Origin of the sequence: Caballeronia sp. LZ003 (assembly GCF_031451465.1) — a bacterium.
Lineage (GTDB): Bacteria > Pseudomonadota > Gammaproteobacteria > Burkholderiales > Burkholderiaceae > Caballeronia.
In genome coordinates, this window is the sequence record NZ_JARUXJ010000001.1 from 3,171,890 (window position 1) to 3,198,206 (window position 26,317).

25 protein-coding genes are annotated in these 26,317 nt (G+C 61.9%); 10 read left to right on the top strand and 15 right to left on the bottom strand.

Annotated elements, in window-relative coordinates:
* The first annotated feature begins 175 nt into the window (after positions 1 to 175).
* Together QCE79_RS14410 and QCE79_RS14415 are read left to right on the top strand one after the other, a co-directional pair.
* Positions 176 to 676, top strand: a complete 501-nt coding sequence (locus QCE79_RS14410; RefSeq protein ID WP_309845025.1) for a MarR family transcriptional regulator — start codon at positions 176 to 178, stop codon at positions 674 to 676.
* A 96-nt stretch (positions 677 to 772) separates the two neighbouring features.
* A complete protein-coding gene (locus QCE79_RS14415; RefSeq protein ID WP_309845028.1) occupies positions 773 to 2,332 on the top strand; it encodes a DHA2 family efflux MFS transporter permease subunit in 1,560 nt (519 codons plus the stop codon).
* A 3-nt stretch (positions 2,333 to 2,335) separates the two neighbouring features.
* On the opposite strand, the gene QCE79_RS14420 is transcribed toward QCE79_RS14415, so the two are convergent.
* From QCE79_RS14420 to QCE79_RS14475, 12 genes are all read right to left on the bottom strand, one after another.
* Positions 2,336 to 2,845 (bottom strand): hypothetical protein, encoded by a 510-nt coding sequence (locus tag QCE79_RS14420; protein WP_244826654.1) that lies wholly within the window; start codon positions 2,843 to 2,845, stop codon positions 2,336 to 2,338.
* A 141-nt stretch (positions 2,846 to 2,986) separates the two neighbouring features.
* Entirely contained in the window at positions 2,987 to 4,600 is a 1,614-nt protein-coding gene (gene gshA, locus QCE79_RS14425; protein ID WP_244826655.1) for a glutamate--cysteine ligase, read from the bottom strand.
* A gap of 147 nt (positions 4,601 to 4,747) precedes the next feature.
* A complete protein-coding gene (gene ada, locus QCE79_RS14430; RefSeq protein WP_309845032.1) occupies positions 4,748 to 5,836 on the bottom strand; it encodes a bifunctional DNA-binding transcriptional regulator/O6-methylguanine-DNA methyltransferase Ada in 1,089 nt (362 codons plus the stop codon).
* A gap of 352 nt (positions 5,837 to 6,188) precedes the next feature.
* Positions 6,189 to 7,535, bottom strand: a complete 1,347-nt coding sequence (hslU, locus tag QCE79_RS14435) for an ATP-dependent protease ATPase subunit HslU (protein WP_244826657.1) — start codon at positions 7,533 to 7,535, stop codon at positions 6,189 to 6,191.
* Positions 7,536 to 7,559: 24 nt separating this feature from the next.
* The gene (gene hslV / locus QCE79_RS14440; RefSeq protein WP_244826658.1) at positions 7,560 to 8,096 is read right to left on the bottom strand and encodes an ATP-dependent protease subunit HslV; all 537 of its coding nucleotides are present in this window, start codon (positions 8,094 to 8,096) and stop codon (positions 7,560 to 7,562) included.
* A gap of 339 nt (positions 8,097 to 8,435) precedes the next feature.
* The gene (gene dksA / locus QCE79_RS14445) at positions 8,436 to 8,852 is read right to left on the bottom strand and encodes an RNA polymerase-binding protein DksA (RefSeq protein ID WP_035962045.1); all 417 of its coding nucleotides are present in this window, start codon (positions 8,850 to 8,852) and stop codon (positions 8,436 to 8,438) included.
* 564 nt (positions 8,853 to 9,416) lie between these two features.
* On the bottom strand, positions 9,417 to 10,496 hold the full coding sequence (locus QCE79_RS14450) for a GTP-binding protein (RefSeq protein ID WP_250466241.1): 1,080 nt from the start codon (positions 10,494 to 10,496) through the stop codon (positions 9,417 to 9,419).
* Positions 10,497 to 10,629: 133 nt separating this feature from the next.
* Complete coding sequence (locus tag QCE79_RS14455; RefSeq protein WP_309845037.1) at positions 10,630 to 11,829, bottom strand: class I SAM-dependent rRNA methyltransferase; 1,200 nt, start codon at positions 11,827 to 11,829, stop codon at positions 10,630 to 10,632.
* Between the two features lie 40 nt (positions 11,830 to 11,869).
* Positions 11,870 to 12,793 (bottom strand): tyrosine recombinase XerC, encoded by a 924-nt coding sequence (gene xerC, locus QCE79_RS14460; protein ID WP_250509699.1) that lies wholly within the window; start codon positions 12,791 to 12,793, stop codon positions 11,870 to 11,872.
* Positions 12,794 to 12,800: 7 nt separating this feature from the next.
* Positions 12,801 to 13,514: a DUF484 family protein gene (locus tag QCE79_RS14465; protein ID WP_244826662.1), complete on the bottom strand. Its 714-nt coding sequence runs from the start codon at positions 13,512 to 13,514 to the stop codon at positions 12,801 to 12,803.
* A 36-nt stretch (positions 13,515 to 13,550) separates the two neighbouring features.
* Complete coding sequence (gene dapF / locus QCE79_RS14470) at positions 13,551 to 14,435, bottom strand: diaminopimelate epimerase (RefSeq protein ID WP_309845043.1); 885 nt, start codon at positions 14,433 to 14,435, stop codon at positions 13,551 to 13,553.
* 79 nt (positions 14,436 to 14,514) lie between these two features.
* The gene (locus tag QCE79_RS14475) at positions 14,515 to 15,399 is read right to left on the bottom strand and encodes a lipid A biosynthesis lauroyl acyltransferase (RefSeq protein WP_244826664.1); all 885 of its coding nucleotides are present in this window, start codon (positions 15,397 to 15,399) and stop codon (positions 14,515 to 14,517) included.
* 279 nt (positions 15,400 to 15,678) lie between these two features.
* Between QCE79_RS14475 and metK the strand changes: the two genes are divergently transcribed.
* A complete protein-coding gene (gene metK, locus QCE79_RS14480) occupies positions 15,679 to 16,866 on the top strand; it encodes a methionine adenosyltransferase (RefSeq protein ID WP_244826665.1) in 1,188 nt (395 codons plus the stop codon).
* Between the two features lie 99 nt (positions 16,867 to 16,965).
* On the opposite strand, the gene QCE79_RS39345 is transcribed toward metK, so the two are convergent.
* Positions 16,966 to 17,193: a hypothetical protein gene (locus QCE79_RS39345; RefSeq protein ID WP_404989353.1), complete on the bottom strand. Its 228-nt coding sequence runs from the start codon at positions 17,191 to 17,193 to the stop codon at positions 16,966 to 16,968.
* Positions 17,194 to 17,628: 435 nt separating this feature from the next.
* Between QCE79_RS39345 and QCE79_RS14490 the strand changes: the two genes are divergently transcribed.
* Entirely contained in the window at positions 17,629 to 18,405 is a 777-nt protein-coding gene (locus QCE79_RS14490) for a phytanoyl-CoA dioxygenase family protein (protein ID WP_250466251.1), read from the top strand.
* 14 nt (positions 18,406 to 18,419) lie between these two features.
* Here the strand turns inward: QCE79_RS14490 and QCE79_RS14495 are convergent, their stop codons facing one another.
* Both QCE79_RS14495 and QCE79_RS14500 read right to left on the bottom strand, forming a co-directional pair.
* Positions 18,420 to 18,626, bottom strand: a complete 207-nt coding sequence (locus QCE79_RS14495) for a DUF3185 family protein (protein WP_309845046.1) — start codon at positions 18,624 to 18,626, stop codon at positions 18,420 to 18,422.
* Positions 18,627 to 18,697: 71 nt separating this feature from the next.
* Positions 18,698 to 19,489 (bottom strand): mechanosensitive ion channel family protein, encoded by a 792-nt coding sequence (locus QCE79_RS14500; RefSeq protein WP_244826669.1) that lies wholly within the window; start codon positions 19,487 to 19,489, stop codon positions 18,698 to 18,700.
* 211 nt (positions 19,490 to 19,700) lie between these two features.
* Between QCE79_RS14500 and mgrA the strand changes: the two genes are divergently transcribed.
* The 6 genes from mgrA to QCE79_RS14530 all read left to right on the top strand — a co-directional run bounded on the left by mgrA (position 19,701) and on the right by QCE79_RS14530 (position 26,273).
* Positions 19,701 to 20,744 carry an L-glyceraldehyde 3-phosphate reductase gene (gene mgrA, locus QCE79_RS14505; RefSeq protein WP_244826670.1) on the top strand — a complete coding sequence of 348 codons (1,044 nt, stop codon included), beginning with the start codon at positions 19,701 to 19,703 and terminating at the stop codon, positions 20,742 to 20,744.
* A 490-nt stretch (positions 20,745 to 21,234) separates the two neighbouring features.
* A complete protein-coding gene (locus QCE79_RS14510) occupies positions 21,235 to 22,005 on the top strand; it encodes a ferredoxin--NADP reductase (RefSeq protein ID WP_309845050.1) in 771 nt (256 codons plus the stop codon).
* A gap of 336 nt (positions 22,006 to 22,341) precedes the next feature.
* Positions 22,342 to 23,151, top strand: coding sequence for an ATP-binding protein (locus QCE79_RS14515; protein WP_309845053.1), 810 nt, complete (start codon positions 22,342 to 22,344; stop codon positions 23,149 to 23,151).
* An 8-nt stretch (positions 23,152 to 23,159) separates the two neighbouring features.
* Positions 23,160 to 23,816, top strand: a complete 657-nt coding sequence (locus QCE79_RS14520; RefSeq protein ID WP_309845056.1) for a response regulator transcription factor — start codon at positions 23,160 to 23,162, stop codon at positions 23,814 to 23,816.
* A gap of 168 nt (positions 23,817 to 23,984) precedes the next feature.
* Complete coding sequence (locus QCE79_RS14525) at positions 23,985 to 25,397, top strand: amino acid permease (protein ID WP_250466256.1); 1,413 nt, start codon at positions 23,985 to 23,987, stop codon at positions 25,395 to 25,397.
* 399 nt (positions 25,398 to 25,796) lie between these two features.
* Complete coding sequence (locus tag QCE79_RS14530; RefSeq protein WP_309845057.1) at positions 25,797 to 26,273, top strand: 2Fe-2S iron-sulfur cluster-binding protein; 477 nt, start codon at positions 25,797 to 25,799, stop codon at positions 26,271 to 26,273.
* Positions 26,274 to 26,317: the final 44 nt, after the last annotated feature.

Consider the following 26,317-nt stretch of genomic DNA (forward strand, 5'->3'; position numbering starts at 1 on the left):
ACGACGCATCGGGCGATCAGAACATGGTCTCGGGTGGCGCATGTCGCGCGTAAGTCGGTGCCTTAAATAATATTGACTATGCAAGTAGTTTTCAAGATACTACCGATTGCTTTTTTCGGAATGTTGCTTTTCTGGGACGTTGCATAGCTTTGCGCGTCGTCCCACGGACCGTCGAATGACCAGCGAACCGCTTTACGATCCGGCCACGATTCAACTCGACACCAGCCTTGGCTACTACCTTGCAAAGGCTCGCAACGTGTTGATCGCGCGAACTGACGAAGCGCTGCGGCCGCTCGATCTGACGTCGCAACAAATCGGCGTGCTGCTTTTCCTGGCAGCGGGTCGAGCGCGCACGCCGCTGGAACTGTCGCGCGAGATGTCTTACGACAGCGGTTCCATGACGCGCATGCTGGACCGGCTGGAGAAGAAGGGTTTCATCGGCCGCACGCGTAGCGACGCGGACCGGCGCATCGTCGAACTGAATCTGACGGACCGTGGCCGCGCCGCCGCCGCGCAACTGCCCGCGCTCGGCGCTGCGGTGCTGAACGAGCAGTTGGAAGGCTTCAGCCGGGCCGAACTCGATCTTCTGACGTCGATGCTAGCGCGCATCATCGGCAATTCGCCTGGTGCTGGCCGCGCAGGTTGCGTCGGATGTGTCGAAGACGCCGGGGAGTGACCGAGCAGCGGCAACGTAGCCGCCAAGAGCCGCATATTTCGCTGTCTGGGCAGAGAATGCCGCGGCACGGACTTTCGAACGCATAAGAGAACAGATATGTCGACGACCGCGACTGCCGAACCCGCCACGCCCGCGCCGCGTCCGCTCACGGGCGGCATCCTCGCCTTGCTGACAATGGGCTTGGCGCTCGGCACCTTCATGGAAGTGCTCGACACATCCATCGCCAATGTCGCCGTGCCGACCATTTCGGGAAGTCTGGGCGTCGCGACGAGCGAAGGCACGTGGGTAATTTCCTCGTACTCGGTTGCATCCGCGATCGCCGTGCCGCTCACCGGCTGGCTCGCGCGCCGCGTCGGCGAAGTGAAACTGTTCACTATCTCCGTGCTGTTGTTTTCCGTGGCGTCGGCGCTTTGCGGCTTCGCGCATAACTTCGAATCGCTCATCGGCTTCCGGCTGCTGCAAGGCCTCGTATCCGGCCCCATGGTGCCGCTGTCGCAAACCATCCTCATGCGCAGCTATCCGCCGGAAAAACGCGGACTCGCGCTCGGTTTGTGGGCAATGACTGTCATCGTCGCGCCAATTTTCGGTCCCGTGATGGGCGGCTACATCACCGACAACTACACGTGGCCATGGATCTTCTATATCAATGTGCCGATCGGCATCTTTTCGGCGGCGATTGCGTACTTTCTCCTGCGCGGACATGAGACCAAGACGACGCGACAGCGCATCGACGCCGTCGGGCTCAGTTTGCTCGTGATCGGCGTCGCGAGCCTGCAGATGATGCTCGATCTCGGCAAGGACCGCGACTGGTTCAACTCGACGTTCATCGTCACGCTGGCGCTCGTCGCGGCGGTATCGCTCGCGTTCATGTTCGCGTGGGAAGTGACGGAAAAAGAACCGGTGATCGACCTGTCGCTGTTCCGCGACCGCAATTTCGCAATGGGCGTGATGATCACTTCGCTGGGCTTTCTCGCGTTCTTCGGCTCGGTCGTGGTGTTGCCGCTGTGGCTGCAAACCGTGCTCGGCTATACGCCGTGGCTCGCGGGTCTTGCAACCGCGCCGGTCGGCATACTCGCGCTCGTGCTCTCGCCGATGATCGGGCAAAACATGCATCGCATGAATCTGCGCGTGGTCGCGAGCTTCGCGTTTATCGTGTTTGCGTTCGTGTCGTACTGGAACTCGACTTTCACGCTCGATACGCCCTTTAGCCACGTCATCTTTCCTCGTCTGATTCAGGGCATTGGCGTCGCGTGCTTCTTCGTGCCGATGACGACCATCACGCTATCGAGCGTCTCCGACGAACGGCTCGCGGGCGCGGCGGGGCTCTCAAATTTTCTGCGGACCTTGTCGGGCGCGATAGGCACGGCGGTCAGCACGACCTTCTGGGAGAACGACATGATCCGCCATCATTCCGTGCTCACGGAGTCGGTGAGCGCCTATTCCCAAGGCACGACCGCTTATTCGGACCTTCTCTCGGGACTGGGGCTTTCAGGGCAGGCACTGACGGCGCAACTGGACCGCGTGGTGTCGGCGCAGGCGTACATGATGTCGACCAACGACTTCTTCCGCATTTCCTTCTATGCGTTTCTCGTGCTCGCCGCGATGGTCTGGCTGACGCGCCCGAGGAAAGGCGCGTCGGCGACGACGGGACACTGACGCCTATTGCGGCGTGAGCGGTTCGCCCGACTGGCCCGGCTGGCTGTCGAGATTGAGCGGTACAGGCTGCGGATTCGTCTGCACGGCTTGCGGCGTTGCGCTAACGGGGCGCGTCGCGCCATTGCGCACGAACTGCTTGAAATCGGCGCCCGCCTGCCACGGACCCGGCTGGCAGCCGAGCGGACTGTCGCAATGCGCGGCGAAACCGATCGTGGCCGTGCCTTCGTTGCTCGGCGTCTTGGTGATCTGATAAGCAAGCGCGCGCTTGCCGCTCGACGGTCCTGCCGTCTGGATGATCGAATCCGTGATTGCCTGAAGCTTGTACTCTGAATGATTCGTCACCCAGACTTGCGCGCGCGCCCACCAGGCGTCGCATTCCAGCTTGCTCATGCAGGTGAGCGGCGCGGTGGCCTGCTCCATCGTCTGACTGCTGACCTGGCCTTCGCTCGTGCAGCTCGCGAGCAGAACCAGCGCTGCCGTCGCCGATGCGGCCTTCAGTAATTTGGTGCTCATTGCATCCCCGCTAGTCGATAAGTCATTGATCATTTTGACTGATCCCGCCGGGCGGCGTGTCTGCGCGTTTCGGGTTGTTTCAAACACGCGTAACGCTTGCCGCGCGCACGCGGCGCGGGCAAGGTAAAACTACGCGCCGGTTCAGCGCGCGCCCGCCTTGTAGTCGCGATACGCGGTGACGAATTCGTCGAACGTTTCGGTTTGATTGCGTTCGATCTCGGCTTGCTCTTCCAGCGACTTCGCGGCAAGCGCGGCCATCTCGCCTGCTTCTTCGGGCGAAAGCGGACGCTCGCGGAAGAACTCCGCATGTTGGCGGCTCAAGTCGAGCGCGAACGCATCGAACGATTGCTGCTTGTCGCGCATCGTCTGAAGCACGCGTGCCGAAGGCGTTAGCGATGCATCGCGAATGCGCGGCCGCAGTGCTTCGAGCACGCGTGTGGTGTCGTTCGTGCCGTCGAGTTGATCGAGGATCTTCGCAACCGGCGCAATGGCGTCGAACAATTCCTCGGCCCATTGCTGCATCGACACGGACGCGCCGTCGCGCGTGAGCGTCAGTCCTGGCTTGCGCCCTTCCTTCGATACCTTGGTGAAGTTGCCGTTCGCTTCGAGATTCGCTTCGCGCGAGAGCAACGGGCTGTCTTCGAGCGCGCAGTAAAGCAGATAGGCGTCGAGAAAGCGCGAAGTGGCGAGGGAAATGCCGGTCGGCTCGAACGGATCGATATCCAGACAACGCACTTCGATGTACTGCACGCCGCGATCGGCCAGCGCATGCAGCGGACGCTCGCCCGAACGCGTGACGCGCTTAGGCCGAATGGTCGAGTAGAACTCGTTTTCGATCTGCAACACGTTGGTGTTGATCTGCACCCACTCGCCGTTACGCTGCGTGCCGATGGCCTGATAAAGCGCATATGGCTGGCTCACGGCGTTCGCGAGCACGTCGACATACGCGGCGAGATTGTCGTAACTCGGCAGCAAATCCGCCTGCGCGGGATTGTTCGTGTAGCCGAGATCGCTCATGCGCAGACTGGTGGCGTGCGGCAGATAGAACGTGTCCGCGTCGAGCGCTTCCAGGCTATGTGCCTTGCCTTCGATAAAGCGCCGGTTCAGCACGGGCGATGCGCCGAACAAATACATCAGCAGCCAGTTCGTGCGCCTGAAATTGCGGATGAGCGCGAAATAACGCTCCGACTGGAAGTCTTTCGCCGAGAGCGTGCTCGACGGATCGAGCGCTTGCCACGCGCGCCAGACGTTTTCGTCGAGCGAATAGTTGTAGTGGATGCCCGCGATACATTGCATCGTGCGGCCGTAGCGCAGCGCCAGCCCGCGCCGGTACACGTGCTTGAGCGTACCGATGTTCGACGTGCCGTAAAACCCGAGCGGAATGTCGTCTTCTGGCGGCAGCGAACAGGGCATCGAATCGTTCCACAGCAACTCGTCGCCGAGATGCGCGTAGGCGAAACGATGCAGCAGATCGAGACGATCGAGCGTCAGCGTGATATCCGTTTCCGCCGGCGTGATGAGTTCGACGAGCGCTTCCGAATAGTCGGTCGTGATGAGCGGATGCGTCAGCGCCGAGCCGAACGAACGCGGATGCGGCGTCGTCGCGAGCTTGCCTTCGGGCGTCACGCGCAGGCTTTCTTTCTCGATGCCGCGCAAGCCTTGACGCAACGCGTTGGCGTGCGGTCCGGACGCGAGCGCGGCGAGCCGGCGCTGATAGGCGCCGGCCTTGGGGTGAGCGGATTGCTGGTTTGCCATTGAAGCCGTTGAGCGAGGAGCGCAGGTGTTTCGCGCCCGGTCTTATTTTCGGGTAGCGGGCACTTTAACATCTCGGTGTTCGACGTGCTTGGGCCCAATGGCAGCGGGCGTTTGCGGGGATTTCCGGGGTTTGCGGGGCGGCCGCGCTCAGGACTTCGCGTCCCTTTGCGCGCGTTCGGTATCGAGCAGGGCCTCCTTGCGCGTCACACCCCAGCGATACCCCGTGATCGCGCCGTCCTTGCCAATCACGCGATGGCAGGGAATTGCGAGCGCCACCGGATTCGACGCGCACGCGTTCGCCACCGCCCGCACCGCGCGCGGCGCGCCGAGCGCTTCGGCGATCTCGGAATAGGTGCGCGTCTGCCCGTAGGGAATGTTGCGCAACGCTTCCCAGACGCGCCCTTGAAACGCCGTCGCGCCGATGTCCAGCGGCAAATCGAAGCGTTCGCGCGTGCCCTGCACGTAGGCCAGAACTTGCGCGACGAACGGCTCCAGTCGCGTGGCATCCTCGATTCGCTCGGCCATGGCGAATTCCACCGCCAATTGATCGATGAGTGCGCGGCCATCGTCGCCGAAAGCGATCTTGCAGATGCCCTTGTCGGTTGCCGCGACCAGCACGACGCCGAGCGACGTGTCGGCCGTCGTATAGCGCACGGTCGAGCCCGCGCCACGGCGCTTGTAGGCCGATGGCGTCATGCCGAGTTCGGCGGGAACGGCGTCGTACAGACGCGAAGGCGAGCCGAAACCGGCGTCGTTGGTCGCGCGGGTGACGTCCCGGCCGTGCTGCAAGGCTTCACGCAGCACGCCTGCGCGCCTCGCCGCCTGATACTGCCGCGGCGATACGCCGACGATGCGCGAAAACAAGCGCTGCAAATGAAACGGGCTGACGTGCACGGCGTCGCTCAGTTGCGCGAGCGTCAGGCGCCGCTGCGGATCGGCGTCGAGTACCTTGCACGCGCGCTCGACAATCGCGAGTTCGCGCGGCAGGCCGGTCGGCTGGCAACGCTTGCATGGCCGATAACCCGCTTCGGCGGCGGCATCCGTCGTCTGGAAGAATTCGACGTTCTCGCGTCGCGGCGCCCGCGACGCGCACGACGGACGGCAGAACACGCCCGTGGTGCGCACAGCGAAGAAAAATGCGCCGTCGGCGCGCGCGTCGCGATCGACCACGGCTTGCCAGCGGCCGGCGTCGGTATCGAAATCAGGGACGATATGAAAGGTTTCCGCGATGTTCATGGCTGCTCCAGTGGAAGGGCGTGAATCCACTGTAAGGCCCTGCGAGAAAGGTTACGCGCCGTTTCTTGCGCTGTCATCGCGCGCCGCGTCCAGCAATTTCAGAATTGTGACGCACAGATGCCACACTTCGGCGCCATAGGGGTTTTTACTAAAAAAACTATTGCGTCGCATCAAGTGGCTGTGTAGTATTGGAACTGTCTCCTCCATGTCTCCTCCTGATATGGATTCAGCCCGCCAACTAGGCGGGCTTTTTTTCGTCTGTCGTTTTTGGCGATGCCGCGCGCCGCATGGCTTTCAGGCGTGAAAAAACCGGGCGTCTGAAGCTCGCCCGGTTCGTTTTCACCGAGTTACATCACAGCACGTAGCGAGAAAGATCCTCATCCTGCGCCACGTCGTTCAGTGCGCGATCCACATACGCCGCGTCGATTCGCACCGGCGTGCCCGCGTGGTTCCCCGCCGCGAACGACACTTCCTCCAGCAACTTTTCGATCACCGTGTAAAGCCGCCGCGCGCCGATGTTCTCCGTCTTCTCGTTCACCGAGAACGCGACTTCGGCGAGACGCCGGATGCCGTCATCGGCGAAATCGAGTTCCACGCCTTCGGTCGCGAGCAGCGCCTTGTATTGCTTGACGAGACTTGCATCGGTGGAATTCAGGATTGACTCGAAGTCCTGCACGGACAACGAATCCAGCTCGACGCGAATGGGAAAACGCCCTTGCAGTTCGGGAATCAGATCGCTCGGCTTGGCCAGATGGAACGCGCCACTCGCGATAAACAGAATGTGATCTGTCTTGATCATCCCGTATTTCGTGTTGATGGTCGTGCCTTCGACGAGCGGCAGCAGATCGCGCTGCACGCCTGCGCGCGACACTTCCGCGCCGCCGGTTTCGCTGCGTGACGCGATCTTGTCGATCTCGTCCAGAAACACGATGCCGTTTTGCTCGACGTTCTGCACCGCGCGGCTCTTGACTTCTTCGTCGTTGAGCATCTTGCCGGCTTCCTCGTCGGTGAGCAGCTTGAGCGCTTCCTTCACCTTCACCTTGCGGCGCGTCTTCTTGCCGCCGCCGATGTTCGCGAACATCGAACGAATTTGCTCGGTCATGTCTTCCATGCCCGGCGGACCCATGATGTCCATGCCGACTTGCGGCTGTTCGACATCGAGTTCGATTTCCTTGTCGTCGAGCGCGCCTTCACGCAGCCGTTTGCGGAAGGTCTGACGCGTGACGTTGTTGCTGTCCTCGGCCGATTCCGCCGCGCTCGACGCGCCGAAGCCAACCGGCCGCGCGCTCGGCAGCAGAATATCGAGGATGCGGTCTTCGGCGCGATCCTCGGCCTTCGTGCGGACTTTCTTCATCTCGGATTCGCGCGTCTGCTTCACCGAAATCTCGATCAGATCGCGCACGATGCTGTCCACGTCGCGGCCGACGTAGCCCACTTCGGTGAACTTGGTCGCTTCGATCTTGATGAACGGCGCGTCCGCGAGCTTCGCTAGACGTCGCGCGATCTCGGTCTTGCCGACGCCCGTCGGCCCGATCATCAAAATGTTCTTCGGCGTGATTTCCTGACGCAGCGGCTCGGCGACTTGCTGACGGCGCCAGCGATTGCGCAGCGCGACCGCGACCGCTTTCTTCGCGCGGCCCTGGCCGATGATGTGTTTGTCGAGTTCCGAGACGATTTCGGCGGGAGTCATGGTGGTCATCGTTGGTCCTTTGCGCGCGTGCGCTTACTCGATCGTCTCGATGACGCGATTGTGATTGGTGTAGATGCACATGTCGCCGGCGATGGTCAGCGCCTTCTCGACGATTTCGCGCGGAGAGAGTTCGGTGTTTTCGGCGAGTGCCTGTGCCGCGGCTTGCGCGTACGCGCCGCCCGAGCCGATGGCGCAGATGCCGTTTTCGGGATCGAGCACGTCGCCGTTGCCGGTGATGACGAGCGTGGCTTGCGCGTCGGCGGCAATCAGCATGGCTTCGAGACGTCGCAGCATGCGGTCGGTGCGCCAGTCCTTGGCGAGTTCGACGGCTGCGCGCGTGAGATTGCCCTGATGCTTTTCCAGCTTCGCTTCGAAGCGGTCGAGCAGCGAGAACGCGTCGGCCGTGCCGCCGGCGAAGCCGACCAGCACCTTGCCGCCATAGATACGGCGCACTTTCTTCGCGCCGCCTTTCATGACGATATTGCCGAGCGTCACCTGACCATCGCCGCCCAACGCGACTTTGCCGCCGCTTCGCACGGAGACGATGGTCGTGCCGTGAAATTGTTCCATGTGCGTTCCTTGAGAAAACGAAGGACGCGGGCGGCTCGATCTAAAGAACCGCCACGCAGTCGAGAATTCGATGGAGTGCACGGCGCGGGGTTCCGCCCGACTCGAAAAGACGAGCGTCCGGCGCCGCGCACGCGCCGTCGTGAACGGGCGCGTCGGATTCATTTTAGGGCGATGGGGAATTTATCAAGACACGCGATGCGCAGGACGCGCCGCGCAAACAAAAAGGCACACGCGGATGCGTGTGCCTTGCGTGTACCGGAGCGTTCGAACACGCGAATTTCGCGGCGGCGTCTTCCCCGTGGCGGGCGGCCCCGCGACGTTCGCCGAGAGAGACGCGCTTCAGTCGCCGAACAGCTTCTGACGCAGTTCGCGGCGTTCCTGTGCCTCGAGCGAGAGCGTGGCGGTCGGGCGCGCGATGAGACGCGGAATGCCGATCGGCTCGCCGGTTTCCTCGCACCAGCCGTAATCGCCGGACTCGATGCGCGCGAGCGACTGCTGCACTTTCTTCAGGAGCTTGCGTTCGCGGTCACGCGTGCGCAGTTCCAGTGCATGCTCTTCCTCGATGGTCGCGCGATCCGCCGGGTCCGGCACGATCACCGTTTCCCGCAGGTTCTCGGTCGTCTGTCCGGCATTCTTGAGAATGTCGGCTTGCAACTGTTCGAGCCGGTTCTTGAAGAAGGCGAGCTGTTCCTCGTTCATGTAGTCCTTCTCGCTCATCTTCAGGATTTCGGCTTCGGTCAAGAGTTTCGTTGTCATCTGCTTGCTTCTTCAATGTAAGGCGAAGTCTTCCGCAACGCCCCGACTACATTACCCGCATGCAGCGTCATGGCATCACGCGACACGTCGATGCGGGGCCGAACTCCTCTGGAAACCGATTACGGATGTGTCCGGTACGCGGGGCATTTTTTCGCATGTCCGCGTTCCGGGCCTTCCTGCGTTGTTTCGATTCGCCTTCCCCCGCTAAATCGAGATAACGCAAAACAGGCCATCCCTTCTCCTGACATCCGACAGCGTAAGGCTCAGATGTGACTTCAAGCCATGCGCCAAACGGATTTGCCCTTCTCCAGTGGGGCTGTATTGTAACTGAACCGCAATTTCCGACGACAACGAGAAAACCCTGTCAATTTATGTCGGAATTTCAAAAATATAACGCGTGGACGTACAAAAAGCGATGCTGCTTCGTGGTCGCGACTACACACGCCACACGAAAGTCACGCTACGAAAAACGCCGCGCGCGATAGGCCGCGGCGGCGTTTCCAGCTTTTCGCGCACGCTTCCTGAAGACGGGAACCGCGGCTATCAAGCGATATGCATGCCAATCTATTTGACGAGGCAGGCGTCGAGGCCGTCGAAAATCAGATCCTTCGGCAACTCGATACCGATGAACACCATCTTGCTGTTCTTCTTCTCGATCGGCATCCACTTGCTGGCGAGGTCGCTGCCCATCATCTGATGCACGCCCTGGAACACGACCTTGCGATCCACGCCCTTCATATAGAGCACGCCCTTGTAACGCAACAGACGCTCGCCGTAGATCTGCAAGATGCCGCCCAGGAAGTCTTCGAGGCGGTTCGGATCGAACGGCTTGTCGCTGCGATACACGAACGACTTGATCTTGTCGTCGTGATGCGCGTGATGGTGATGATGATGCTCATGGTCGTGGCTATGATCGTGACCGCAAGTGGCGTGATCGTGGTCGTCGCCGTGATCGTGCGCGTGGTCATGGCCGTGATCGTGGTCGTGGTCGTCTTCCGCGAGGAAATCCGGGTCGATCTCGAGCTTCGAATTCAGATTGAAGCCGCGCAGGTCGAAGATTTCCTTGATGTCCGCATCGCCGAAATTGACGACGCGAATGGCCGCGCGCGGGTTCATGTGCAGCAGGCGATGCTTGAGCGCTTCGAGCGCGGCGGCATCGACGAGGTCGGACTTGGTGATGAACAGGCGGTCTGCGAAACCGACCTGACGCTGCACCACTTCGTGCTGGTCGAGCTGAGCGTTCGCGTGCTTTGCATCGACGAGGGTGATGATCGCGTCGAGCAGGAATTCGTCGGCGACCGTGTTGTCCATGAAAAACGTCTGCGCCACGGGGCCCGGATTCGCGAGACCCGTCGTTTCGATCACCACGCGGTCGAAATCGAGCGTCCCCGCCTTCTTGCGGTTAGCGAGGTCTTCCAGCGCACGCGCCAGATCGCCGCGAATCGTGCAGCAGATGCAGCCGTTGCTCATCTGGATGATCTGCTCGTTCGTTTCCTGCACGAGGATTTCGTTGTCGATGTTCTCTTCGCCGAACTCGTTCTCGATCACGGCGATCTTCATGCCGTGCTGCTCGTTCAAAATGCGCTTGAGCAGCGTGGTTTTGCCGCTACCCAGAAAGCCGGTCAGGATGGTTACGGGAATCATGGTGTCGCCTGTGTCCTTGTCTGTGTTCGGGGATTGCGCGGGCCGCGGCAGGCGCAATGAGTCGAATATTGAAACATATTTGCCGAACCGGTGCTCCGTGCGACCCGGTTACGTGGCCGCTAGATAAGGGCGCTCACGCAATTTGCAACAGCAGCCCTTTCAGGTATTCGCCTTCGGGAAAAGCCGTCAGCAAAGGGTGATCGACGCCCGCGCCGAGCCGCTTGAGGATGCGCGCATCGACACGCGCGTCCGACGCCGCGCCCGCGACGATCTTCTGGAAGAGGTCCGAATCGATCGCGCCGGAACACGAATACGTGAAGAGCAGCCCGCCCGGACGCAGCAGCTTGAAACCGCTGAGGTTGATGTCCTTGTAAGCGCGCGCGGCGCGCTCGACGCTTTCCTTCGACGGCGCGAACTTCGGCGGATCGAGCACGATCAGGTCGAAGCGCTGGCCTTCGTCGTAAAGACGGCGCAAGGTCTTGAACGCGTCGGCGTCGAGCCATTCGGCGCGTTCGGCGTCGAAGCCGTTTGCCGTGACGTTGGCGCGCGCCAGGGCGAGCGCGTCGCCGGACGAATCGACGGACACCACGCGCGTGGCGCCGCCCTTGAGCGCCGCGAGCGAAAAGCCGCCCGTGTAGCAAAAGCAGTTGAGCACTTCGCGGCCTTCCGCGTTTTGCTGAACCAGCACGCGGTTGTCGCGCTGATCGACATAGAAGCCTGTCTTGTGGCCGTGCATGACATCGACGTGATAGCGCACGCCGCATTCGTTCGTGATGAGCGTCTCGGGCGGCGCGTCGCCGGCGAGCACGCCGGTGGTTTGCTCGAGCCCTTCCTTCTGGCGAATCGACACATCCGAGCGTTCGTAGACGTTCGGACAGCCGGTGGCGTCGATGAGCGCCTGCACGATCGCCTCTTTCCAAGCTTCGACGCCCGTCGCCATGAACTGGCAAACGAGTTGCGCGCGCGCGCCTTCGTCGGCGACGTAGTAATCGACGATCAAGCCGGGCAAGCCGTCCGCTTCACCGAACATGAGACGCGTGGCGCCGGTATCGCGCACCATCGTCTGCCGATGCGCGACCGCGCGCTGCACGCGACGCTTGAAGAACGCGTGATCGACAGGTTCGGCTTCGTCGAAAGACCAGACGCGCGCGCGAATCTGCGAATGCGGGCTATACGACGCGCGCGCCAGAAAGCGGCCATCGGCCGCGCGCACGGCGACGGTCGCGCCAGGCGCGGGATTGCCGTCGATCCGCGCGACGGCGTTGGCGTAGATCCACGGATGGCGGCGAACGAGCGACCTGTCCTTCGCCGGTTTGAGCGTGATGGTATGCATGAGAATGTCAGGCGCGGGCGCTCATGCAAGCGCCCGCAGGTTAATCGCGCTTCTTCGCGCGCGGGTGCGCTGAATCGTAGACGCGAGCGAGATGCTGAAAATCCAGCGATGTATAGACCTGCGTGGCCGTGATGCTCGCGTGACCGAGCAACTCCTGCACGGCGCGCAGGTCGCCGCTCGATTGCAGAACATGCGTGGCGAACGAATGCCGCAACACGTGCGGATGTACGTTCGACGGAATGCCCGCGAGGAGCGCCATGCGCTTCACGCGCTCGCGCACCACGCCGGGCGCCATGCGGTTGCCGCGCACCGAAATGAAGAGCGCGTGCGGGTCGTGCTTAACGAATTCGCCGCGTACCGCGATCCACGCGCGCAAGGCATCGACTGCCTTGCGTCCGACTGGAACCGAACGCCGCCGGTTGCCCTTGCCGAGCACCGTCACTTCCTCGTGCGCGAGATTGAGCCAGCCTTGCGAGCGGTATTCGGCGGTCTCGACGAAATGCACGTCCAGCCCGACCAGTTCGGCGAGCCGCAAGCCGGACGAGTAGAAGAGTTCGAGGATCGCGTGATCGCGCGCGGCTTCGGTTGTGCCGGCCTGGGGCGCGTCCATGAGCGCCATGGCGTCATCGACGGAAAGCGCCTTCGGCAAGCTCTTCTCGCGCTTGGGCGCGCGAATGGTCGCCACCGGATTCGCGGGCATGTCGACTTGCTGCGCGAACCATCGATAAAACGCCCGCCACGCCGACAGCCGATGCGCGATGGAGCGCGACGACAGCCCCGCCGAATGCGCCCTGACCACCGCGCCGCGCATATCGAGCGCGGTCAGCGATTCGAGCGGACGGTCTTTGGCGAGCGCGCGCAGTTCGCTCAGTTCGTACGTGTAGCCACGCAAAGTGTGTTCGGACAGACGCCGCTCGTGTTCGAGCATCGAAAGATACGTGGCGATGGCTTCGGCGGCGTCCATGGCGATCTCAGTAAGGCATCAGACGGCTCAAAGCCGCGCTGGCCAATGCGCCGATCTGCGTGAGGAAGTCGGTCGCCATGCCGTCGTGAAAGCGGCGCGGATCGGGCGAGCCCATGACGAGCAGGCCGAAGGTGGGCGCATCCGGACCGGCTTGCGGATCGCGCAGGGCGATCAGCGAGATCGATTCGATCTTGCGCTGCGCGGCGCCTTCTCCGGCAACGGTCGTAGCCGACGCCGAGTTCGGCGCGCCAAGCCACTGCGCCGCCGCGAAGCCGCTGTTCGCGCCGCAATACGGCACTTCGAGGTTATTCGCGAAGATGCGCACTTCCTCGCCGACCTGACGCGCGAAGTCGGCCTGGCGATACCCTTCGTCGACATCCCAGACGCGCAGCGCGGCGTGCGGAACGTCGAAGACTTCGCACAAGCCGCGACTGATGGTCGAGGGCAACGCGTATGGATCGCGCTGCGCGATCACGCGCACGGTCCAGCGGTTGAACTTCGTCGAGATGCTGTCGTTTTCGTGGCCGTAGCGCAGCAGTTCGGCGAGGCGCCGTTCGAGTTGCTTGTTCTTGTCGCGCAGCATTTCCATCTGGCGTTCCTGCAGCGACACGGCGGATTTGCCGTGCGGATTGGACAACCGGATCGTGCCGAGCAGTTCAGCGTGCTCGGTGAAGAAATCGGGGTTGTCGAGCAGATAATCGGCGACTTCGCGTGGATTCATGGTCGATGGTCGTAATGATGCGATGCGTATGCAAACTCAGCCGGCGATGCGGTCGAGGTCGATCTCGCCTTCGAAAACCGTCGCGGCGGGTCCGGCCATGAAAAGCGGCGCGGATTCGTCGCGTGCGCCGTCCCAGCCGATGGTGAGCGTGCCGCCGTGCGTCTCGACGCGCACCGGCGTGTCGAGCACGCCGCGCCGGATGCCTGCCGCCACCGCCGCGCACGCGCCCGTGCCGCACGCGAGCGTTTCGCCCGCGCCGCGTTCGTAGACGCGCAGCTTGACCGAATGACGATCGACGATCTGCATGAAGCCCGCGTTGACGCGCTTCGGAAAGCGCGCGTGACGCTCGATCAGCGGACCTTCGACGAGCACGGGATACGCTTCCACGTCATCCACGATCTGCACGGCGTGCGGATTGCCCATCGAGACGACGGAAATCCAGCGCGGTTCATTCGCGTAACCGTTCAGATCGAGCGGCCAGAGCGTGTCGTTGCCTTCGTTGCGGCCTTCGAGACCGTGCACGTCGAAAGGCACTTCGGGCGCATGAAACACCGGCGTACTCATGTCGACCGTCACTTCGCCATTGGCTTGCATGGTCAGCGTGATGACGCCGTTTTGCACCTGCACGCGCACGGTGGCGGCGTCGGTCAGCTTGCGGTCGCGCACGAACTTCACGAAGCAGCGCGCGCCGTTGCCGCAATGTTCGACCTCGCCGCCGTCGCAATTGAAGATGCGGTATTTGAAATCGACGCCCTCGATGGTCGGCTTTTCCACCAGCAGCAACTGGTCCGCGCCTACGCCGAAATGACGGTCAGCGAGCGCACGCACTTGCTGCGCGCTCAGATCGAGCGCCTGCGTGTAGCCGTCGAGCACGACGAAGTCGTTGCCCGCGCCTTGCATCTTGGTGAATTTGAGTTTCATGGCGCTATTGTATGTGAGCCTCACCGTCACGTTTCATGACGTTTCGCGACGATCTGCGCCACCACGGCGCCATGCGCGCTCAATAGAAGCCCGGCTCGCCCGGCGGACGCGTTTTGAAACGCTTGTGCACCCAGTAATACTGCTCCGGTATATGCGGAATCTGCTCTTCGAGGAACTCGTTCATGCGGCGCGCGTCGGCTTCGTCGTCGCCAGTGGGGTAGTTCTGCCACGGCTCGAAAATCTTCAGCCGATATCCCTTGTAGTTCGGCAGCACCTCGCCGATGAACGGCACCACTTGCGCCTTGCCCGCTTTCGCCAGCCGGCCGACGGCCGTCAACGTACACGCCTGAATGCCGAAGAACGGCACGAAGGTGGAATTGCGCATGCCGTAGTCCATGTCCGCGCCGAGCATCACCGGTTTGCGGTCGCGCAGCCAGCGCAGCACGATACGCGCGCTGTCCGCACGGCTCGCCATGTCCGCGCCGAAGCGGGCGCGCTGCGCTTTCGCGATTTCCTCGACCTGCGGATTCGAGAACGGTTGATACAGCGACCCGCATTGCCGATGCAGCGAGTAGTTCAGAAAGATCGATCCCGCCTCGATGCCGACGAAATGCAGGCCGAGAAATAGCGTGGGCGGCAGGTTCGGGTCGGAGAGATCGACGGCGCTGTCCACCTCGATCAGTTTTTCGAGTTTCTTGGCCGAGCCGAACCACTGCACGCTGCGCTCCACATAGCTGCGGATGGCGTGGCGGAAATGCTGCTGCGCGACTTCCTCGCGGCGCTCGGGCGACCAGTCCGGAAAGCAGAGCGCGAGGTTCGTATGTACGATGCGCTTGCGTCTGCTCGGGATCTGATAGAGCAGCCAGCCGAGTCCGTCGCCGAAACGTGCCGTGATGCCGTAAGGGATGAGCGCCAGAAACTTGAGAAAGCCGAAGGCGAGCGCCACGCCAATGCGCCCTAACATGAGGTGCTCCAGCGAACAGACGGAGGTGAACTATGGACAGAAGATTGTTTCGGGACGAATGGGGACAAGCGTTCGGCTCAGTAAAAACACGGGAAACCGGTATAATAAGACCTTCGCCGAGTTAATGGACAACTTGCGGGGCGAAGCCGGCCGGCCTTCATGCAATCTGTGGAGAAGGGCTGGAGTTTAATGACATCCGCTAAAGCGTCGCCGCTTCAGACTCCGAACGAAGTCGGCTACGTGAGCAAACCACAACGTACTTTAATTGGAGTCTGAAGCGTGTCGAACGACTATCTGTTTACATCCGAATCCGTTTCCGAAGGCCACCCGGACAAGGTCGCCGATCAAATCTCCGACGCCATCCTCGACGCAATCCTGAGTCAGGACAAATACTCGCGCGTCGCAGCGGAAACGCTCTGTAACACCGGCCTCGTCGTCCTCGCGGGCGAAATCACCACGACGGCCAATGTCGACTACATCCAGGTTGCGCGCGACACCATCAAGCGCATTGGCTACGACAACACCGACTACGGTATCGACTATCGCGGCTGCGCGGTGCTCGTCGCTTACGACAAGCAGTCGCCGGATATCGCGCAAGGCGTGAACAAGGCGCACGACAACAACCTCGATCAAGGCGCGGGCGACCAGGGCCTGATGTTCGGCTACGCATGCGACGAAACGCCCGAACTCATGCCGCTGCCTATCCACCTTTCGCATCGTCTGGTCGAGCGTCAGGCGAACCTGCGTCGCGACGGTCGTCTGCCGTGGCTGCGTCCGGACGCGAAGTCGCAAGTCACCGTGCGTTATGTCGATGGCCGTCCGCATTCCATCGACACCGTCGTGCTTTCCACGCAGCACGCACCGGACATCGATCTCTCGGACCTGCGCGAAGCCGTGATCGAGGAAGTCATCAAGCCGACGTTGCCGGCGGATCTCATCAAGGGCGACATCAAGTTCCTGGTGAATCCCACGGGCCGCTTCGTCATCGGCGGTCCGCAAGGCGACTGCGGTCTGACGGGCCGCAAGATTATCGTGGATACCTACGGCGGCGCGGCCCCTCACGGCGGCGGCGCGTTTTCGGGTAAGGACCCGTCCAAGGTCGACCGCTCGGCTGCCTACGCCGGCCGCTATGTCGCGAAGAACATCGTGGCAGCGGGCCTGGCCTCGCGTTGCCTGATTCAGGTGTCGTACGCTATTGGCGTGGCGCGCCCGACTTCGGTCATGGTCAACACGTTCGGCACGGGCCGCGTGTCGGATGCCGAGATCACGAAGCTCGTGCTCGAACACTTCGACCTGCGTCCGAAGGGCATCATTCAGATGCTGGATCTGCTGCGTCCGATCTACGAGAAGTCGGCGGCTTATGGCCACTTCGGCCGCGAAGAGCCGGAATTCACGTGGGAAGCCACCGACAAGGCTCTCACGCTCGCGGAAGCCGCGGGCACGGAACCGGTCGCGAGCGTCGCATAAAGCGTCGTATTGGTTCGGCAGGCAAAACGAAAACCGGCAAGCATCGCGCTTGCCGGTTTTTTTGTGCGTCGCTTTTATCGAAGCCCGCCGTGCGGGCCTTCAGCGTGCCGCGAATGCATACCAACCCGCGCTGCTAGCGGAAATGCGTCGCGGACGGCGGCTCGTGTGGGCCGCCGCCTGAGGCTTCGGCAGTGCGGGCGCGCGGGCTTGCATCGGACGGCGCAGCAGCGCTCTCAACGACACCTTGCGCGATGCCGTGCGCGCGCGAAGACTGAAGAAGAAGCCGCGAAACCACGAGCGAATGCCAACGACCGGATGCACGTGCATGAGCTGTTCCGCGAGCGCTTGAGTGCGCGCGGAATGGTGCCGCAGTGCGCGAACTACGCCGCGTCGGGCCGGGCGCGCGGCGTGTGAGGCAACTCGGGTCAGGCCGGAAGCGATTCGGTGGTTCATATCGGGAAGAGTCGGTTGCATGGAGGCAACTCGACGATAGTCGTCTCAAAAATAGCGATCAACGGATTCGATCCAACGAGCCTGCGGAAGTTGCACCGAATTGATGCAGGCAATGTACAGGACCATTATTACTCCGGTAAGTCCGCGTTTTCCCTGCTGAATGCCGGACGAAGCGCCGGTCGCGCCGTTAAAGCGCAGGCCGAACGGGCTTTAGCCGCGCGTGAGATTTACAATCGTGCTATTCGCCCGGATGCCGGGTATTGCGATGGTTGAATGAAGTCACGTGAAGCCGTCGAGGTAAGAACTGAAATGTCCGAACACAATCCGCTTCAATCGAAATCAGAACAAGTGCGCGAATTGCGCGAGACGGGCTTCGTCGTCGTCAAGGGGCTGGTGCCTGATGCGCGCTGCCAAGCGTTACGCGAAGTTGCGCGCCGCCAGTTGGCGGAGGCGGCGACGCCGCTCGAATTCGAAGCCGATCTGAAATACCCCGGCGCGCCCGATTCCCGGGACGCGCCCGGCGGACACACCGTGCGCCGTCTGCTTGACGCCTACGTGCGTGATCCGCTCTTCGCCGAGTTCGCGACATCGCCCGAGATTCGCGGCTGGATGGAGTTGTACTTCGGCGAAACGCCGTACCTTTCGCGCGCGCATCACAACTGCGTAATGACGAAGCATCCCGCTTACGGCAGCCTCACCGGCTGGCATCGCGACGTGCGTTACTGGGGCTTCGAGCGCGACGATCTGGTTTCGACGTGGCTCGCAATCGGCGATGAAACCGTCGACAACGGCGCGCTCTGGTTCGTGCCGGGCTCGCACAAGCTGCCGTTCACGTCCGACCGCTTCGATGAAGCGAAATTCTTCCGCTCCGACCTGCCCGAAAACGCCGCGCTGATCCGCACGGCGGTTTCGCCCGCGCTCGAACCCGGCGATGTCGTGTTCTTCCACTGCAATACGCTGCACTCGGCGGGCAAAAACCTCAGCGATAAGGTGAAGTTCTCGCTCGTCTACACGTATCACGGTGCGAGCAACGTGCCGTTGCCAGGCACGCGGTCGGCCGCGAAACCGGAAGTGCCGCTCGTCTGAGCGCGTTTTGCGTTTTATCGGCGGGATAACGGCAGCGCAAGGCCGATCATTCCCGCGAGCGTGGCCACGACGCCGCCCGCGAGCAGCCAGATAGTCTTGTTCGTGGGCGAACCGGTGAAAAAGCGCGATACGTCGTTACTCAACGAATGAAACGACTGGCCGCCGAAATAAAGCAGCACGATGCCGCCGACAATCAACGCAACGGAAATCGCTCGGGTCATGGGCCAGTCTCGCGGAAGGTAAGGCGCGACAGGTTATTCAATCTTCCCGCTCGCGTCCAGTCGTCCCGGTTTCAGGTGATCTGCTCGCGCGTCAGCGGCTGAATCTTGCGCAGCAATTCGGCCTGTACGCTCGCGTGATCGCTTGCGCGCGTCCATGCGCCCACGTTGAACTTGACGCCGGTGTCGGTGTAATCCGTTACCGCGATCCACGGCGCGGACGGCGCTTCCTGCACGATACGCGGATCTTCGCTCACGAGCCGGCGCAATTCCTCAAGCACATGTTCGACCTTCTGACCGTGCGCCACCTGAAAGTTGAGCACCACGCGGCGGCGTTCGTTCGCGCTGTAGTTGGTGATGGGATTCGCCCAGATCGTGCTGTTCGGCACGAACATGACGATGCCGTCGGCCTTGGTGAGGCGCGTGGTGAAGAGACCGATCTCGTTCACGGTTCCCGCCGTGGTGCCGACGCCCTCGATGTAATCGCCCACGCGGAACGGGCGCAGCAACAACAGCATCAGTCCCGCCGCGATGTTCTGCAGCGTGCCCTGCAACGCCAGGCCAATAGCCAGTCCGGCCGCGCCGAGCACGGTCAGGATACTCGCCGCCGCGATGCCGAACTTGCCGAGCGCGGCCACGATGGCGACTACGCGAATGGCCCACATCGCCACGCTGGCGAGCACCGGCGTGAGCGTGGCGTCGATATGCGTGCGCCCGAGCGTGCGCCGCAGCGCGTTGGCGACGAAGTTCGAAATCCACCATCCGACGGCAAGGATCAGGATCGCCATGAGGAAGTCGATGCCATACGTCACGGCAAGGGCTAACAGGGAATCGTAGGCAGGGCGCAGCTTATCGATAGAGTTCATCGGTCAGATTCCTTCATTTGGGATTTGCATTGGTCTGGCGTCGGACCAGAACGTTCCCGCATAGGCCGTCCGGACGAGGGTCGTACGGCTTGCGGCGGATTGGCTTAACATTGTCGGCCTCGACCGGCGGAGCGGCGAGCACGTGCCGCACAACGCCCGAACGCAGTCCCCGAAACCGATTCAGTCAACCAGCACGCAAAGGGAATTCGATATGGCATACGAAGCAGCTTCCGAGCGTTATACGCAGATGCAATACCGCACGTGCGGCAAGAGCGGATTGAAACTTCCTGCGTTGTCTCTTGGTCTGTGGCACAACTTCGGCGATACCACGCCCATCTCGACGCAACGCGAAATTCTGCGCACGGCATTCGATCTCGGCGTCACGCACTTCGATCTCGCCAACAACTACGGCCCGCCGTATGGCAGCGCGGAAACGAACTTCGGCCGGATCTTCAAGGACGACTTCCGGCCGTATCGCGATGAGTTGCTGATTTCGTCGAAGGCCGGCTGGGACATGTGGCCGGGACCTTACGGCAACGGCGGCGGTTCGCGCAAGTATGTGCTCGCGAGTCTGGATCAAAGCCTGAAGCGCATGGGCCTCGATTACGTCGATATTTTCTACTCGCATCGTTTCGATGCGGACACGCCGCTCGAAGAAACCGCTGGCGCGCTCGCCACCGCCGTTCATTCGGGCAAGGCGCTGTATGTCGGCATTTCGTCGTATTCGGCGTCGAAGACGCGCGAAATGGCGCGCTTGCTGGCCGAGCACAAGGTGCCGCTCTTGATCCATCAGCCGTCGTACAACATGCTGAATCGCTGGATCGAACACGAACTGCTCGATACGCTCGACGATCTCGGCACCGGCAGCATCGCGTTCACGCCGCTCGCGCAGGGCTTGCTTACGAGCAAGTATTTGAACGGCGTGCCGCAGGATGCGCGCGTGAACAAGGCGGGCGGCGGATCGCTCAAGCAGGAGCATTTGAGCGACGAGAATCTGGCGCATGTGCGCAAGCTCAACGAACTCGCGGAGCGTCGCGGTCAGAGCCTCGCGCAGATGGCGCTCGCATGGGCGTTGCGCGGTGGCCGTGTGACTTCGGTGCTGATCGGCGCGAGCCGCGCGGAACAGGTCGTCGAGAACGTCGCCGCGCTGAAAAATCTGGAGTTCAGCGCAGAGGAACTCGCCGAGATCGACAAGCATGCGCAGGAAGGCGGCGTGAATCTGTGGGAGAAGCCGTCGACGGATCAACGCATCTGATCGCGTCGTCCCGCCGTTGTCCCGGCCCGACCGTCAGAAGGGTATTTTGGGATAATTGCGGAATCCGTTGCTATCATGCGGGCTCGGCGGCTTTTTGGCTGTGATTTGCGGCGTGTTCGACGCGCGTTTGCCGCTCTTCGCAATCATTCGCCAGGCCGAGCAGCCAGGTGCGCGCCGTCCCGCAAAGTCCCACGCGCGTCCAGCCAGTCTCAATGCCGCACGGCCGCGACACGACGGCAAATGTCGATCGGGTTAAAATGCTCGATTGCGCCGGGTTGTCCGGCTGGGTTGTCTGGTTTGCGCACGTGCTTCGGCTCAAGTCTTGAGCAGGCCGCGTGATACCGAAGCGCCGACATCAGCCCATACGATCGTCCTTTTGCGTAGTTAAGCGCGGCAAAGTCTTTTCGATGCCCGTTCCCGCCAGAGCATTCGGCTAGCGGCGAGCGGCACCGCGTCATCGCATCATCGTTCTCGCACAGTCCAAGAAGCCATGAGCAACCTTAATTCTCAAACCGTTCTGAGCGTCCACCACTGGACCGACACGCTCTTCAGTTTCACCTGCACTCGCGATTCGTCGTTCCGCTTCGAGAACGGTCAGTTCACGATGGTGGGCCTCGAAGTCGAAGGCAAGCCGCTCTTGCGCGCCTATAGCCTCGCGAGTGCGAACTACGAAGAGCATCTCGAATTCTTGAGCATCAAGGTGCCGGACGGCCCCCTGACGTCGCGCCTTCAGCATTTGAAGGTGGGCGATTCCGTGCTGATCGGCAAGAAGCCGACGGGCACGCTCGTCGCCGACAACTTGTTGCCGGGCAAAACGCTGTGGCTGCTTTCGACGGGCACGGGCCTCGCGCCTTTCATGTCGATCATCAAGGACCCGGACGTCTACGACCGCTTCGACAAGATCGTGCTGACGCACACGTGCCGTTTCGTCGATGAACTCGCGTACAAGGACTTCATCACCGAGCACTTGCCGGCGCACGAGCATATCGGCGAGATCGTGTCGGAGAAGCTCGTGTACTACCCGACCGTCACGCGTGAAGAGTTCGCGAATCGCGGCCGGATCACCGACCTGATCGAAACGAAGAAGCTGTTCGCGGATTTGTCGGTCGATCCGTTCTCGGTCGAAAACGACCGCGTGATGCTTTGCGGCAGCCCGCACATGCTGCGCGACACGCGCGAGTTGCTCGACAGCCTTGGCTTCAAGGAAGGCAGCAACAATCATCCGGGACATTACGTGGTGGAAAAGGCTTTCGTCGGCTGATTCGACTGCTGTTTGTCCTGTCGAGAAAACCGGTGCTTTCGTGCGCCGGTTTTTTTTCGCCCCGATTCGCCGGGGTATTGTTACAAATTGGCGGCCTGTGGCCACGACCCCGGGTCGTCAGCGAATAGTGACAATGTTTGCCAAACGGCATGAGGTTCACGTCTGAAAGCCTTGTCCGATATGGCTTTATGATAATTTTGAGATATGATTCCGCAACGCTCAGACGGATGACGCAACGATATCGTCCGTCGTCGATGTTACGGAGTGTAAATTTAGTTACGCCGCATGCGTCTTCTGGCGACGTAGCTCTAGTTGCGCTCACTTGGGAGACATTGAATGAACTCGTCGGCCAGAATTCCGCCTGAAACACGCAAGGCGCCGCGCGCGTCCGCTTCGCTAGTCTCCGTGCCGATCGACGCACGCCTCAAGAGCGATCGCCAAGTGCGCAGTCTCGCGGCGCGCATCGACGAACTCACCACGCAACTGGCCGCCATCGAAGCGCACACGCGCGGCACACTCGCGCAGGACTTGCACGACGAGATGGGCGCCGTTCTGACCGCCGCCAACCTGGCGATTTCCCGCGCGCAATACTGGCTTCCCGCCAATGCCCCTGCCGCTTGCGCCGATGCGCTTCGCCAGGCGCGCGACTGTATCGCGGAAGCAGGCGAAGCGAGTCATCGAATCGTCGAGGATTTGCAAGCGCCGCCCTTCGACACCGGTTTCATCACCGGACTTGCCGACTGGATCGCCACCTTCGGCGCGCGTGCCGCCATTCATGTCGATTTCGTCTGCCCCGACGATTCCCGCTTCGACGATCTCCCGCCCGGTCTTGCCGTCGCGCTTTTACGTGTGATGCAGGAAGCGTTGACCAATGTCGCGCGCCACGCCCGGGCGACGCGCGCGCGGGTTAGCGTCGAGCGTGACGCGCAAGGCGTGACGCTCGTCATCGACGATGACGGAATCGGCATGACGCCCGCCGCGCGCCGCAAGACCGGCCGCTTCGGCCTGCCCGGCATGCGTGCGCGATGCGAGGCGTTCGGCGGCAGCATGCGCGTCGCTGCATCGGAGATGGGCGGCGTCGCGGTGCACGCGCGGATTCCGCTGGTATGCCCGCCGCGTCCGGTTCGGCGCGCGGCCAACGCCTGAGGCCGCGCATGGCCCTGCGCATCCTGCTCGCCGACGACCACGCCATCGTGCGCCGTGGCGTCGCGCAATTGCTGATCGAGCGCGAGCTGGCCTCGGAGGTGATCGAAGCCGGAACCGGCGTGCAGGCGCTCGCACTCGCCGCGCGCCACGCGCCCGACGTGGCGATGCTCGACATTTCGCTTCCCGATGTGAACGGTCTCGACGTGCTCAAGCGCCTGAAGCGCGACATGCCGCGTCTGCCCGTGCTGATGTTTTCGATGCATCGCGAAGATCAATATGCCGTGCGCGCGCTCAAGGCCGGCGCGGTGGGTTATCTCTCGAAGACGGCGGACCCTGCGCTCGTGATCGGCGCGATTCAGCAAGTCGCGGCGGGCCGCAAATACGTGAGCCCGGAAATGGCGGAAGCGCTTGCGAACTACGTTTCGCTTGGTTCGGAGCGCTTGCCGCACGAGCAACTCTCTGACCGCGAATTCCAGACGCTGTGCATGCTGGCTTCGGGCAAGCGGCTCACGGACATCGCACACGCGCTTTCGCTGTCGGTGAAAACAGTGAGCGTTTATCGGGCGCGCTTACTCGACAAGATGCAGCTTGCGAACAACGCCGAACTGACCTTCTATGTGATGAGCCATCGCCTCATCGGCATGAACCCGGCAATAGCGGGCTGAATGGTCCCGGAATTTATCTTAAGCAAGATAAAAAACGAACGATCTGTAAAAATTGCGCAAGGATAGGGCGTCCCATGCTCGTTCTTTGGGCATGCTTCCAGTCTCCGCTAAACTATCGGGTTTTCCCGAGGTACGGTGCCTTTGAGCGCCTTTAGGAGACTCACCGCAATGTCGTTGTTCCGCAAGAAAAACATCGAGCACATGCTGGCTGCCACCCACAGCACGTCGCTCAAGAAGACTCTGGGTGCGCTCGATCTCACCTTCCTTGGTATTGGCGCCATCATCGGCACCGGCATTTTCGTGCTGACGGGAACCGGCGCCGTGCAAGCCGGCCCGGCGCTCATGGTTTCGTTCATCGTCGCGGCAATTGCGTGCTGTTTCGCGGCGCTTGCCTACGCCGAGTTCTCATCGACTATTCCGGTTGCCGGTTCCATCTATACCTATTCGTACGCCACGCTTGGCGAACTGGCTGCGTGGATCATCGGCTGGGATCTGATGCTCGAATACGGGCTTGCCACTTCCGCCGTGTCAGTCGGATGGTCGGGTTATCTGCAATCGCTACTGTCGGGCTTCGGCATCTCGCTGCCGACCGTACTTACCGCCGCGCCCGGCGCGTTGCCCGACCACGTCACCTATTTCAACCTGCCCGCATTTCTGGTGATGATGGCGATCACCGCGCTCTTGTCGGTCGGCGTGAAGGAATCCACGCGCGTGAACAACATCATGGTCGCGATCAAGGTGACCGTCGTGTTGCTGGTGATCGCCGTGGGCGTGTTTCATGTGACGCCTGCCAATTGGCATCCGTTCATGCCGAATGGCTGGTCGGGCGTGTTCGGCGCGGCGGCGGTGATGTTCTTCGCGTTCATCGGTTTCGATTCGGTGTCGTCCGCCGCCGAGGAGGTGAAGAACCCGAAGCGCGATCTGCCGATCGGCATCATTTCGTCGCTGGCCGTGTGCGCGGTGCTGTATGTCGCCGTCGCGGCGGTCGTGACGGGCATCGTGCCGTCGGCGCAGTTCGCGGGCGTTTCGCATCCGGTTTCGTATGCGCTACAAGTGGTCGGACAGAACTGGGTCGCGGGTTTCATCGACTTAGGCGCGGTGCTCGGCATGCTCACCGTGATCCTCGTCATGAGCTACGGCCAGACGCGCATCATCTACGCGATGTCGCGTGACGGGCTCTTGCCCGCGCGGCTCTCGAAAGTTCATCCGCGTTATTCGACGCCTTTCTTTACCACTTGGCTCGTCGGCATTTTCTTCGGGCTGATCGGCGCGCTCGTGCCGCTCAACGTGCTGGCGGAACTCATCAACATAGGCACGCTCGCGGCGTTCTCGATGGTATCCATCGCCGTGCTGATCCTGCGCCGCACGCATCCCGACCTGCCGCGCGCGTTCCGCTGTCCTGGCGTGCCGGTGGTGCCCATTCTCGCGGTGGCGTCGTGCCTGTTTCTCATGCTCAATCTCAAGGCGATGACGTGGGTCGCGTTCGTCGTTTGGCTGGTGATCGGCCTCGCGATTTATTTCGTCTACTCGCGCCGGCATTCGGTGCTCGGTCGCGCGCAGGCTTCGAAAAACGTGCTGTAAGGCGTCTTGCGCGCCGGTTGCATGAACGCCGCCTTCGGGCGGCGTTTTTATTTTCAGAGCCGCAAGCGAAGACGAGCGCAGACAGGCAAACGCATCCACCGGCAAGTAAGCCCAATAGCTACGCTCGCCGATTTGTGCTTTACTCGGCTCTGCAAACATGAACGCGCATCACACGATTTCCCAGCCAAACGCTCACAGCAGCAGGTCGGCAGGTTCAGGACGTGGTTGACGTGAGTGGCGAAGCAAGCGAGTGGCGTAAGGCTGGTCCATCCCCACAGCAGTCGGTCTGCCGTGACCGGAATAGAAGCGGATAGCTTCGCTTCGAGTCGTCGCAGAGAAACTGCACGAGGCCCGCGTATGGAGCAAAAAAGCTCCGGCCGGGTCGCAAAGGAGACAGTAATGACGCTCAGCATCAGCCTGACGGTCAACGGCAAACCCGTGACCGCCAACGTCGAACCGCATCTTCTGCTCGTCCAGTTTCTACGCGAACAAATCAGGCTCACCGGCACGCACATTGGCTGCGATACCGCGCAGTGCGGCGCGTGCACCGTGCATCTCGAAGGGCGCGCGATCAAGTCGTGCAACATCCTCGCCGCGCAGGCCGACGGCATGGCGGTGACGACTATCGAAGGCATGGCGAAAGACGGCGAGCTTCATCCCATGCAGGCGGCCTTCAAGGAATGCCACGGTCTGCAATGCGGTTTCTGTACGCCGGGCATGGTGATGAGCGCGAGCGCACTCGCCGCGCAATCTCCGGATCTCTCCGAAGAGGAAGTGCGCGAGCAGCTCGACGGCAATCTGTGCCGCTGTACGGGCTATCACAACATCGTCAAGGCGGTCCTGCAGGGCGCGCAATCCATGAGGTCGGGCGGCTAGAAACACTAGCTGCGCTCTATCGATCGATCCGGATTTCGCGCCTA